The organism is Rhodospirillales bacterium (genome assembly GCA_018666775.1).
Lineage (GTDB): Bacteria > Pseudomonadota > Alphaproteobacteria > SMXQ01 > SMXQ01 > JABIXC01.
The window spans coordinates 49,710-61,017 of sequence record JABIXC010000010.1 but is presented as its reverse complement, the minus strand read 5'-3'; the positions used below and the strand labels follow the sequence as shown (position 1 = coordinate 61,017).

The window sequence follows — 11,308 nt, the reverse complement described above, 5'->3', positions numbered from 1 at the left end:
TTGTTTCAAATACATGTCGGCCATTTTACACCGGTTACGCCGGATTGGCGCTTAAAACGTCCTTTATTCCTTCCATCAGGCAGAAAAGATCGCCAAATTCGCCAGATTCAATGGTGAATGCCGGTGTCAGGTAGACAATTTTTCCAAATGGGCGCACCCAGAGCCCGCGCGTGATGAACGCACTGCGCAAAGCATAAAGCCGTTCCAGAGGCATTTCTGCCAGTTCAACCACCCCGATGGCCCCCAACACACGGGTATCCACAACACCGGGGATGTCTTTGCATGGGGCCAGACCCTCTTTTAGGGCCGCCGAAATTGTCGCCACCTGATCCAGCCTTGGTTCGGTTTCAAACAAATCCAAAGACGCATTTGCCGCCGCCATCGCCATCGGGTTCGCCATATACGTGGGCCCATGCATGAAGGCGGCATCAAGATCATCCGACAAAAAGGCATCAAACACCCGGTCCCCGGCCAAGGTCGCCCCCAACCCCAGCGCACCGCCGGTCAGCGCCTTTGACAGGGTCATGATGTCGGGCACCACATTGGCGCTATTACAGGCGAACATTTTACCAGTGCGGCCAAAGCCTGTGAAAACCTCATCGGCAATCACAAGAATGCCGCGTTTTTGCGCCTCATTGACAATTGCGGCCAAGGTATCTGGATCATGAAACACCATGCCACCCGCGCCCTGGACCAAGGGTTCAATAATGACGGCCGCAATGTCATCGCTGTGGCGATCCAAAAGGGATGCATAATCTCTGCGCGCCGCAGCACCAATGGGCAGGTCTGCCAAAATGTTTTCGGCCAAGATGGGTTTAAAGGTTGCGTGGAATCCGTTTTCGCCATCAGACACCCCCATGGCCCCGATGGTGTCGCCGTGATAGCCGCCCTTGAAACAGACAAACCGATTGCGGGTTTTGATCCCCTGATTGATCCAGAATTGCAGGGCCATCTTCAGGGCCGCCTCTACCGCGACGGAGCCAGAATCTGAAAAGAAAACATGGTTCAAATCACCCGGGGCCAAGACCGCCAATTTATTGGCAAGATCAAGGGCGGGCCGATGGACCAGACCGCCAAACATGACATGGGGCATGATGGTCGCCTGAGACTGAATGGCCTCAATAATTTTGGGATGGTTATAGCCGTGACACGCGGTCCACCACGAAGCGATCCCGTCAATCAGGTCGCGGCCATCGGCCAAAAGGATCCGCGTCCCTTCGGTAGCGACGGCCTCCAACGGCGGGGTTTCCAGCGCCATTTGGGTGTAGGGCAGCCAGAGTTTGTCTTGTTCAGGCTTTTTCGGCATTTCCCCGGTCCATATTTCCGGTACTGCCCATGGGGTGCATGCCCAGACGATCCAGAAACGCCCGGTCTGCCGTGCTTTCGGGATTGGGGGTGGTCAGTAATTTTTCGCCATAAAAAATGGAATTGGCCCCGGCAAAGAATGCCATCGCCTGGGTCGCTTCATCCATTTCTGATCGGCCCGCCGCAAAGCGCACCACCGATGCCGGCATCATGATCCGGGCCGTGGCAATCACCCGGACAAAATCAATGGCATCGGGCATTTCGTTTTCTGCCAAAGGCGTACCTTCGATGGCCACCAGGGCATTGATGGGCACGGATTCTGGATGCTGTTCCAGATTGGCAAGACTGACCAGCATGGAGGCGCGATCATCTTCATCTTCACCAAGGCCTAGAATGCCGCCGCAACACACATTGATGCCAGCATCGCGCACCCGCGATAAGGTGTCCAGGCGATCGCGATAAGTTCGGGTGGTGATGATTTCGCCGTAATATTCTTCGGACGTATCCAGATTGTGATTGTAATAATCAAGGCCCGCTTGTTTCAGGCGGGCGGCTTGGCGGTCTTCCAACATGCCAAGGGTCACACAGGTTTCCATTCCCAATGCCTTGACCCCAGATACCATGTCGCAGACCTGATCCAGATCGCGATCTTTGGGGTTGCGCCATGCGGCCCCCATACAAAACCGCTGCGCACCTGCTTCTTTTGCGATGCGGGCCTTTTCGACCACGGCATTCACGGCCATTAATTTTTCTGCCTTTAAATCTGTATCAAACTTTGATGACTGGGCGCAGTATTTACAATCTTCGGGGCAGCCACCATCCTTGATGTTCAACAAGGTGGAAAACTGAACTTCAGTTGGGTCGAAATAACGCCGATGCAGGGTATGGGCCCGGTACAACAAATCATTGAAAGGTAAATCAAGGACGGTGCGCGCTTCTGCCTTCGTCCAATCATGGCGAATATCGGCTACAGTTTCGGGCACAGGTTCGGGCGATCGGGACTGACGAGAAGGGCTGTTTTGATCTGGCTTGTGGGTGGCCATATTGGGGGACTTCCGTGGTGGTTTCAACGCACCCTAGTCAATCAGGGACCATGTTGCAATCGGGTGCGTAATCGGGTCGCGAAGGGCTATGATTTCACGCTATGATCCGCCCATGACATTGTCCCTTGATCAACATGCATTGCAAAAACTGGCAGAAATTAAGGCCAAAACCCTGACCCGGCGTCTTTCCCCCACGACGCGGGAACCTGACGCCCGGGTCATGCGCGGCAAAACCGGGCTAATTGCCTTTTGCGATAATGATTATCTGGGGCTGAGCCAACACCCGGCCCTGAAACAAGCTGCCATTGAAGCCACAGAAAAATATGGTGCAGGAACCGGCGCATCCCGGCTGATCACTGGCGATAACCCGCTTTATACGGCGCTGGAATCGCGCATTGCCAGGATCAAGGGCACACAAGCGTCTGTCGTGTTCGGATCGGGCTATCTTGCCAATATCGGCATTATCCCGGCCTTTGTTGGCCCCGGGGATCTGATTGTTGCCGATGAACTGTCCCATGCCTGCATGCATGGGGGGGCAACCTTATCGGGCAGCGACATTCGCTTTTTTGCCCACAACGACGCCCAAGATTGCGCAAAAATTCTGGCTGAACATCGCCCACATTACAAAAATGTTTTGGTCATGACAGAAGGCGTGTTTTCCATGGATGGTGATTGCGCCCCCATTGAAGCTTTGTCTACCCTGACCCGTGACATGGATTGCTGGTTGTTGGTGGATGACGCCCATGCCCTTGGTGTGATCAATCAAGGGCGCGGCAGTGGCTTTGCCAAGGGTGATCACACCCCCATTGATTTGCACATGGGAACCCTGTCCAAAGCAGCCGGGGCCTATGGCGGCTATCTGGCCGCCAGCCGGGCCGCCATTGACCTGATGGTCAACCGGGCGCGCAGCCTGATCTTCACAACCGCCCTGCCACCGGGCGTGTTGGCGGCGGCAGAAAAAGGTCTGGAACTGATCGAAACCGATGCAGCGCTGGTTTCCAAGCCCATTGCCAAAGCCCGTTTGTTTACCGATGCCCTTAGCCTGAAACCAGCCGAAAGTGCCGTGGTGCCCCTGATAATAGGCGATGAGGCGCGTGCGTTATCTGCATCAAGTGCGCTGGAAAAAGAAGGCTTTCTGGTCACCGCCATCCGCCCGCCCACCGTGCCAAAAGGCACTGCGCGCCTGCGCGTCACATTTTCTGCGGCGCATAGTGATGATGATGTTCTGGCACTGGCCCACGCCATCACCAAACTTGATCTGGTGTCTGTTTGATGGCGAAGGGTCTTTTCATCACCGCATCTGGAACCGAGATCGGCAAGACCCTGGTCGCTTGCGCGCTGGCCCACCAGATCGGCGCAAAAGGTGAGGACGTGACGGTTTTAAAGCCCGTCATATCCGGGTTTGACGCAAATGATTTTGAAACCAGCGACAGCGCCCTGCTGCTGGAAGCCGCTGGAAAACAGGCAACATTGGAAACCATTTCTGCCATATCCCCATGGCGCTTTGATGCCCCCATTGCCCCCAACATGGCCGCTCTTCGCGCGGGCAAACCCATTGATCTGGCCGCCGTGATCCAATTTTGCAATGACCAGCTTTCAGACAAGACAACCACCGTGATCGAAGGTGTGGGTGGGGTCATGGCCCCCATAACGGACCATAAAACGGTCATCGACTGGATGGCCGGCATTGATCTTTCTGCCATCATAGTTGTCGGCAGTTATTTAGGGGCGCTGTCCCATGGGCTCACGGCCATCGGTGCCCTGCAAAGACGCAACATTGCCATTGCCGGGATCATCATCAGCGAAAGCGAAGACGCCCCCGTCGCATTGGAAGAAACCAAAACCTGCTTTGAAAATTTTGTCGGAGAAATTCCTGTCCGCGCGCTGCCCCGCCTGAAAACGGACCTGCGTAATTGGGAATCTGCGCCAGATTTCTCCGACCTTCTCCCCTAGATAGGATTTTAAATAGGGCGACGTGCCTTAAGGGCCGCAGAGATTGTGCCGTCATCCAGATAGTCGAGCTCGCCACCCACAGGAACCCCATGGGCAAGGCGGGTCACGGAAACATCAACATCCCCTAAGCGTTCAGCAATGTAATGCGCCGTGGTCTGGCCATCGACCGTGGCAGACAGGGCCAAGATGACTTCGGACGTGCTTTCATCATCCGCACGGGCGATCAGGTTTGTGATGTTCAGGTCTTCAGGTCCCACCCCATCAAGGGCCGAAAGCACGCCACCCAAAACATGATAGCGCCCGCGAAATGAACCGCCGCGTTCCAGCGCCCAAAGGTCTGCCACTTCTTCCACCACACAAAGAAGCGACCGATCCCGCCGGTCATCGCTGCACAGCCCACAGGGGTCTCTCGAATCTAGATTGCCACAGACCGAACAGGAATGAATGGCCGCTGCGGTTTCTTCCAGCGCACGCGACAGCGGGGCCATGACAGATTCCTGGCGTTTAAGAAGATACAGCGTTGCGCGTCGTGCAGATCGCGGGCCAAGCCCCGGCAATTTCGCAAGCAGGCCGATCAGTCGTTCGATTTCTGGACTGGACATGGAAACAAACAGGCTCCCTAAAAAGGCAGCTTCATGCCGGGGGGCAATTGCAATCCGCCCGTCACTTCAGACATTTCTTCCGCAGCCATTTCTTCGACCCGAAGTTTGGCATCATTAAAGGCGGCCCTGATCAGGTCTTCCAACATGCCCACTTCATTGGGGTCAACGATTTCTGGATCGATTTTGAGACTTTGCAGGTTGCCTTTGCCGGTCAACACAACGGAAACCGCCCCGCCGCCTGCACTGCCATCCACCAAGGTCTTATCCAGTCGATCTTGCATTTCCTTCATCCGGTCCTGCATCGCCTGGGCCTGCTTCATCATTTGGCTCAGGTTTTTCATTCATCATTCTCCTGATTGTCATCTTCATTTTCTGGATCATTTTCCGGATCAAGTGCCATATCGGCAACGATCGGGGTATCGCGCACATCTGTGATTTTTGATCCGGGGAACGTTTCCAGCGCGGTCTTCACCAAGGGGTGGCCTGCGGCTTCACGCTTGCGGGCGGCATCTCTGGATTCGGCCTGTTCGGATAAGGTTGGGTCCCCTTCTTCACGCGATAAGCTAACACCCCAATGCACGCCGGTGAGGCGGTCTAAAACCGGCCCCAACCGGTTGGAAAGATTGCTGGACGCATTGGGCCCGGGCCGGAATTCAAACCGAGGGGGTTCAAACCGGACCAAATGGGCCTGGGTACGCAATTCTGCAGCCAACCGCCCTTCGCGGGCATCATCCAAAAGCGCCAGCATGGCTTCATAATTTTTTGGAAGCGTCCCCCCGGTTGCGGGCACCGTTTCAGGCGTGGGAACAGGTTGCAGGGCTGCTTGAGGCGCGCTTGAGGCTGTGCTTGATGTTGTGGCTGGTGCGGTTTCTGCTGGAGCCGGCGCTGGAGCCGGAGCCGAGACAGGTGCCTGAGTTGTTGGTGCCTGAGTTGTTGGTGCCTGAGTTGTTGGTGCCGCTGGCGCTGGGGCGCTCGAAACTGGCGGGGCCTTTTCAAGGCGAGAGACCATTTCTGCAGGCGTTGGCAGGCTGGCGGCATAGGCGATGCGTACCAAAACCATTTCCAATGCTTTCATGGGCTGGGGCGCTGTCTGAACTTCGCTCAACCCTTTCAGCAACATCTGCCAGGCCCGGGTTAAAACCGGCATGGACAGACCTTCGGCCAGACGCCGCCCAATGACCCGTTCGACCTCTGGCACCACAGGATCATCGGCAATAACCGGGGTGATTTTTACCCGCGTCAGCCAATGGGCGAGATCCAGTAGATCGCCCATAATGCTTTCCCCATCAGCGCCTGCGGCATATTGCGCAGAAAGACGGTCCAGCGCCTCGCCGATTTCACCGCTCATGACGGATTCAAACAGCTCAAACACTTCTGTGCGATCGGCAAGGCCCAGCATGGCGCGGACAGCATCTTCGCCAATGCTGCCATCCCCACTGCGTGATGCGATGGCCTGATCCAGAATGGAAAGGCCGTCGCGAACAGACCCATCCGCTGCGTGCGCAATCAGCCGCACCGCACCCGGATCAAGGTCGACCCCTTCTTCTTTGGCAATGCCTGCAAAATGGCTGGACAGTTCATCTTCATCGACGCGGCGAAGATCAAAGCGCTGGCACCGGGACAATACCGTGACCGGAATTTTGCGCGATTCGGTCGTTGCGAAAACAAATTTTACATGTTCTGGCGGTTCTTCCAGGGTTTTCAGCAACGCATTAAAGGCGCTGGTCGACAACATATGCACTTCATCAATGATGTAGATTTTATAGCGCGCGCTTGTTGGCCTATAGCGCACCCCTTCAATCAGGGTCCGCATGTCATCAACACCGGTGCGGCTGGCAGCATCCATTTCCAGAACGTCTGGATGGCGGCCTTCCGCAATGGTGATGCAATTATCGCAAACCCCACAGGGTTCCGGTGTCGGGCCGCCATTGCCGTCTGCGCCAATACAATTCAGCGCGCGCGCGATGATTCGTGCCGTGGTGGTTTTGCCAACCCCGCGCACCCCCGTCAAAAGCCAGGCATGGGCCAGACGGTCCGCATCAATGGCATTGGTCAGGGTCCGGACAACGGCTTCCTGGCCGATCAGTCCGGAAAAAGACTGGGGACGATATTTACGGGCAAGAACCTGATAGGCCACCCCCGAATTCGCACCCGTATCTGTACCTGTATCTTGTTCGCCGTTTTGCTCGCTCATGGCCGCTGCCGGGACCAATGCCCGGAACGCCTCCCGTTATTTTCAGCCTTAGGTGAGAGACTGACAAATGACCCGAAAAATTCCGTTACGGCTGCTTCCTTTCGGACCTGACCGGATTGGCGGGACTTCCGTCCACCGCCAGCCTCTCAGGCGGGACTATACCATTTTTGATCCAAAGGCTGGCAAGGGTTTCGCTATATTTTTATGGTTTTTCGGGTGGCGCTGGCTGGGGCCCGCGTTCCCCCGATGGTTTGACGTCAACCATCCGCGTATAGACCATGACAATTGTGAAGGAATAGGCGCTGAGAAAGCCAAACAGGCAGCGATAGGCGATTTCTGGAGCAGACCCGGCACCGCTGCCAATGCCAGCACCAACCTCGGCATCTGACCCAAAGAACCCCATCAAGGCCCCGGTTATCAACTGCACCACGGCAACACCGGTAAATGTGCCAAGATTAACCGTCGTCACCCCGCGACCAATCAGGTGTTCTGGATACAATGCCCGGCCAAGGGCGATATTGGTGATGTAATAGGCCCCTGACAGCCCGTACAGCGCGAATAGGCCCATAACCACCATCAAAGGCGGCTGTTCCAAAAGCGCCAAAATCGCCAGAATGCCAGAACTGAGAAGCCCGCCGCCGATAACCACGTATTTACGGGTATCCAGCAATCGGTCCAATGGCCCATAAGCCAAAAGCCCAACCACCCCGCCGATCACCAACAAGGACAGAACATTTCCCCGGGCCAATCCGTCCAACCCATGGACATCATGAAGATACGGCCCACCCCAAACCCCAACCAGCGTGATCATGATCGGATAGCCCGACATGGCCATTAACATGACATAGCCCATGCCTTTGATGCCCAGGACCTGTAAAAATCCCTGAAAAATATCACGGGCACTATCGGGCTTGCGCTGATGCCATGGATGATCGGGCGGTGCATCGCGGACCATTGACCACACCGCCATAGACGTCAGAACGGTCACCAGGGCTGCCAACAAAAAAGCCGCCCGCCAGCCCTCCACCGCCGAAAGGGCAGCCATTGGGGTGGCTGCCAACAACAAGCCGATAGCCTGAGATGCAGCGATCAACGTGCCCGCAACCTGGGCAAAGCGATCCTTTGGCACCCAACGCGCCGCCAACACCAACCCGCCCATCAATGCGCTGGCAAAGCCCATTCCGGTGATAAACCGGGCCGCAAACATCGCCCAGAACCCGTCAAACAACACGAAGGCGATGGTGCCAGCAGCGGCAAGCAGCTGCATCAGGGCAACGGTAACGCGCGCCCCAAACCGGTCCAGCAAGATGCCCGTTGGAATTTGTGCGGCGGCAATCCCAAAAAAGAAAGCGCCTGCGAGCGTGCCGTATTGATCAAGAGCAAGCCCCGTATCGGCCATAATATCAGGGGCCACCACCGACAGGGCCGCACGCATGAACTGGCTCATGGCCAGGGCCGCACACATGATGATGAAGATCAGAACCGATGACTTCATGAAATAAAACAACCTGTTATTCAGATTAACGCGAACGATGGTAGTGCCCTGCGCAGCGTTACATAAGCAAGCACTAAATGGCCCTATCTGGGTTTTTGCCAAGGCATGCTGGCTCGTCTATGATCTGGCAAAATTCAGCCAACAAAACATTACACAACGCAATACAAGGGCCTTATGGAACTTCTTAAAGACACCGAGCGCTTTCAGCTTGTCCGCCTTGGACAATCGGAAAATGATAAAGGGGACGATAACGGTGATGACGTTATCAATGCACTCGGCCAAATGCCCAAAACGCTGCCTTGTAAATATTTTTACGATGCCCTGGGGTCTCAATTGTTTGATCGCATTTGCGACACCCCTGAATATTACCCAACAAGGACAGAACGCAGCATTCTGGCCGCATCATCTGATGACATTGCGGCCCAGACGGGGGATTGCGAATTGGTGGAACTGGGCAGTGGGTCAGCCACAAAAACCCGTTTTCTGCTGGCCGCTTATGCCAAAGCAGCCGGAGTGGGCAATGCCATCCATTTTGCCCCCATCGATGTGTCCGAAACGGCTTTGACAGAAAGTTCACATGATCTGATTGCGGGTTTTGATACCCTGACCATCCGGGGCTTTTCCGGCACCTACGAACAGGCCCTGAACGCCCTGCATGCAACGCCTGCAAAGGCGCGCATGTTTATTTTCCTTGGCTCCACCCTTGGCAATTTCAGAGACCCTGAGCGTCTGGCATTTTTGGCCCGGATCAAGGATGCTATGGCGCCCGGGGATTATTTTCTTTTGGGCGTAGACCGGCACAAGGACAGCCAAACCCTGGAGGCCGCCTATAATGATGCAGATGGCTTCACCGCCCAGTTCAACCTGAACATCTTGACCCATCTGAACCATCGGTTTGGCGGCGATTTCGACATCACGCATTTTTCCCACCGGGCCTTTTATAATGAGGATGCCCGCCAGATCGAAATGCATCTTGAAAGTTTGCGCGATCAAACGGTCCAATTGAATAATCTGGATTTCACGGTTGATTTCAAAAAATCTGAGACCATTCACACCGAAATTTCAAAGAAATTTGATCCCATTAATACTGGCAATGAATTGGCTTCCCTTGGTCTTACCCAAACCGCCGTTTGGTCCGATGCGAAGGAATGGTTTTCTCTGATGCTATTTCAAAAAGGTGCGCAATGACGTTTATCAAAGAGCCCAATTTCTTTTCCGGCGGTGACATCGACCGGGCCGGGCTTTTGCGCAAAGACACTGCATGGGTCAATGACAGGATCAAGGACCCCGCCACCCGGATCAGTCTGGTCTGGCGCGACCACCATTTGATCGGGCCGGGCGATGCCCCGGTGCCCATCTATTTAACCCCCGATGAAGCCCGTGGGGTATCGGGCGAGGACACCCTTCATGTCTTGTTGGGCATGCACGGGGACGGGGCCTGTTTTGCCATCGATATTTCCCATCTTGAAAAACCCGAAGATCACCCGGCATTAAGCGCGCGCGGAAAATTCATGAATGTCCGCGATATTGGCTCCTTGCTGCACCCAACAGATGCCCAATTAATGGTCTATTCCCGGGCCCTTTTGTATTGGCACCGTCGCCATGGGTTTTGTGGCATTTGTGGATCACCCACGGTGGCAGATGACGCGGGCCACGTGCGCACCTGCACCAACGCCGATTGCGCGACCCCCCATTTCCCACGCACCGATGCCGCCGTTATTATGCTGGTGATTGACGGGGATCGCTGTCTTTTGGGGCGTAGGCCCGGCAACAAGAACTTCATGTATTCCACCTTGGCCGGATTTGTCGAACCCGGTGAAACGCTGGAAGAAGCCGTCGCCCGCGAAGTCATGGAAGAAGCAGGCATTGCCATTACCAATATCCGCTATGCCCATTCCCAGCCATGGCCCTTTCCATCCAATCTGATGCTTGGGTTTTATGCCGATGCCACCAGCACGAAAATCACCATTCAGGAAGATGAACTGGCCGATGCCCAATGGTTCACCCGCGATCAGGTGACCGAATTTATGACCGTCCGCGATCAAGCCGATTCAGAACGCCTGGGCGGCGCATGGCGTCTGCCACGCCCGGTTTCCATTGCTAGACGTCTCATCCGTGACTGGCTTGATGGACACGCCGTTTGACCCCCATTGCCCTTTTTATCCTGGCCATTGGCCTTGGCTCTGATGCATTTGCCGCCGCCGTTGCCAAAGGTGCCAGTACCCATCACCCAAGGCTTCGCGACCGCTTTGGCACCGCCCTTTATTTTGGCGGGGCCGAAGCCATCATGGTCAGCATCGGCTTTCTGATAGGTGCTGCCTTTCACGATGCCATCAAAGACATCGACCACTGGATCGCCTTTGTCTTGTTGGGGATCATTGGTGGCAAAATGCTGTGGGAAGGCTTTCAAGGCGTAAACGAAGAAGACGCTCACCCCAAAAAGCGCGAAACACCGATGATCATGGTCTTGACGGCCATTGGCACCAGCATCGATTCCGCTGTCGTCGGCGTGACCTTGGCCCTGCTGGGGGTATCCATCCTGCTGGCCGCGCCCATGATCGGGGCAACATCATTTACCATGTCGCTGATCGGAGTTTACATCGGCCACCGGGTTGGGCCGCTGCTGGGCAAGCGTGCAGAAATTATTGGCGGTCTGGTGTTGATCCTCATTGGCACCAAAATCCTGATCGATCACCTAAGCGGTGCTGTCTAGATT

General features: G+C 55.5%; 11 protein-coding genes and 1 other RNA gene. 5 read left to right on the top strand and 7 right to left on the bottom strand.

The genetic code is table 11. The annotated features are described in order from the left end of the window. Positions 1-34: 34 nt before the first annotated feature. Positions 35-1,306, bottom strand: coding sequence for an adenosylmethionine--8-amino-7-oxononanoate transaminase (locus HOJ08_05430; protein MBT5672874.1), 1,272 nt, complete (start codon positions 1,304-1,306; stop codon positions 35-37). Beyond that, entirely contained in the window at positions 1,290-2,348 is a 1,059-nt protein-coding gene (gene bioB, locus HOJ08_05425) for a biotin synthase BioB (protein ID MBT5672873.1), read from the bottom strand. Before bioB ends, HOJ08_05430 begins: the two co-directional genes overlap by 17 nt. A gap of 112 nt (positions 2,349-2,460) precedes the next feature. On the opposite strand from bioB, the gene HOJ08_05420 reads away from it, so the two are divergent. Both HOJ08_05420 and bioD read left to right on the top strand, forming a co-directional pair. Then, positions 2,461-3,621 (top strand): 8-amino-7-oxononanoate synthase, encoded by a 1,161-nt coding sequence (locus tag HOJ08_05420; protein MBT5672872.1) that lies wholly within the window; start codon positions 2,461-2,463, stop codon positions 3,619-3,621. Further along, complete coding sequence (gene bioD, locus HOJ08_05415) at positions 3,621-4,301, top strand: dethiobiotin synthase (protein MBT5672871.1); 681 nt, start codon at positions 3,621-3,623, stop codon at positions 4,299-4,301. The genes HOJ08_05420 and bioD overlap by 1 nt, the downstream gene beginning before the upstream one ends. Positions 4,302-4,309: 8 nt before the next feature. Here bioD and recR read toward each other — a convergent pair whose 3' ends face one another. The 5 genes from recR to HOJ08_05390 form a co-directional block, all read right to left on the bottom strand. After that, positions 4,310-4,903, bottom strand: a complete 594-nt coding sequence (gene recR / locus HOJ08_05410; GenBank protein MBT5672870.1) for a recombination protein RecR — start codon at positions 4,901-4,903, stop codon at positions 4,310-4,312. Positions 4,904-4,920: 17 nt separating this feature from the next. Beyond that, the gene (locus tag HOJ08_05405) at positions 4,921-5,244 is read right to left on the bottom strand and encodes a YbaB/EbfC family nucleoid-associated protein (GenBank protein MBT5672869.1); all 324 of its coding nucleotides are present in this window, start codon (positions 5,242-5,244) and stop codon (positions 4,921-4,923) included. Then, positions 5,241-7,097 (bottom strand): DNA polymerase III subunit gamma/tau, encoded by a 1,857-nt coding sequence (locus HOJ08_05400; protein ID MBT5672868.1) that lies wholly within the window; start codon positions 7,095-7,097, stop codon positions 5,241-5,243. The genes HOJ08_05405 and HOJ08_05400 overlap by 4 nt, the downstream gene beginning before the upstream one ends. A 54-nt stretch (positions 7,098-7,151) precedes the next feature. Continuing rightward, positions 7,152-7,242: signal recognition particle sRNA small type (gene ffs, locus HOJ08_05395), an RNA gene on the bottom strand. Between the two features lie 57 nt (positions 7,243-7,299). Next, entirely contained in the window at positions 7,300-8,592 is a 1,293-nt protein-coding gene (locus tag HOJ08_05390) for an MFS transporter (protein ID MBT5672867.1), read from the bottom strand. A gap of 174 nt (positions 8,593-8,766) precedes the next feature. Here HOJ08_05390 and egtD point away from each other — a divergent pair, with 174 nt between their 5' ends. The 3 genes from egtD to HOJ08_05375 are packed head-to-tail and all read left to right on the top strand — an operon-like array spanning position 8,767 to position 11,305. Further along, positions 8,767-9,780, top strand: coding sequence for an L-histidine N(alpha)-methyltransferase (gene egtD, locus HOJ08_05385; protein ID MBT5672866.1), 1,014 nt, complete (start codon positions 8,767-8,769; stop codon positions 9,778-9,780). Then, on the top strand, positions 9,777-10,736 hold the full coding sequence (gene nudC, locus HOJ08_05380) for an NAD(+) diphosphatase (GenBank protein ID MBT5672865.1): 960 nt from the start codon (positions 9,777-9,779) through the stop codon (positions 10,734-10,736). Before egtD ends, nudC begins: the two co-directional genes overlap by 4 nt. Next, entirely contained in the window at positions 10,733-11,305 is a 573-nt protein-coding gene (locus tag HOJ08_05375) for a manganese efflux pump (protein MBT5672864.1), read from the top strand. The genes nudC and HOJ08_05375 overlap by 4 nt, the downstream gene beginning before the upstream one ends. The last annotated feature ends 3 nt before the right edge of the window (positions 11,306-11,308 follow it).

Excerpts from the sequence above, each read along its gene's own strand:
- HOJ08_05430 (MBT5672874.1), bottom strand. The coding sequence starts at position 1,306 with ATGCCGAAAAAGCCTGAACAAGACAAACTCTGGCTGCCCTACACCCAA.
- bioB (MBT5672873.1), bottom strand. The coding sequence starts at position 2,348 with ATGGCCACCCACAAGCCAGATCAAAACAGCCCTTCTCGTCAGTCCCGA.
- HOJ08_05420 (MBT5672872.1), top strand. The coding sequence starts at position 2,461 with ATGACATTGTCCCTTGATCAACATGCATTGCAAAAACTGGCAGAAATT.
- bioD (MBT5672871.1), top strand. The coding sequence starts at position 3,621 with ATGGCGAAGGGTCTTTTCATCACCGCATCTGGAACCGAGATCGGCAAG.
- recR (MBT5672870.1), bottom strand. The coding sequence starts at position 4,903 with ATGTCCAGTCCAGAAATCGAACGACTGATCGGCCTGCTTGCGAAATTG.
- HOJ08_05405 (MBT5672869.1), bottom strand. The coding sequence starts at position 5,244 with ATGAAAAACCTGAGCCAAATGATGAAGCAGGCCCAGGCGATGCAGGAC.
- HOJ08_05400 (MBT5672868.1), bottom strand. The coding sequence starts at position 7,097 with ATGAGCGAGCAAAACGGCGAACAAGATACAGGTACAGATACGGGTGCG.
- HOJ08_05390 (MBT5672867.1), bottom strand. The coding sequence starts at position 8,592 with ATGAAGTCATCGGTTCTGATCTTCATCATCATGTGTGCGGCCCTGGCC.
- egtD (MBT5672866.1), top strand. The coding sequence starts at position 8,767 with ATGGAACTTCTTAAAGACACCGAGCGCTTTCAGCTTGTCCGCCTTGGA.
- nudC (MBT5672865.1), top strand. The coding sequence starts at position 9,777 with ATGACGTTTATCAAAGAGCCCAATTTCTTTTCCGGCGGTGACATCGAC.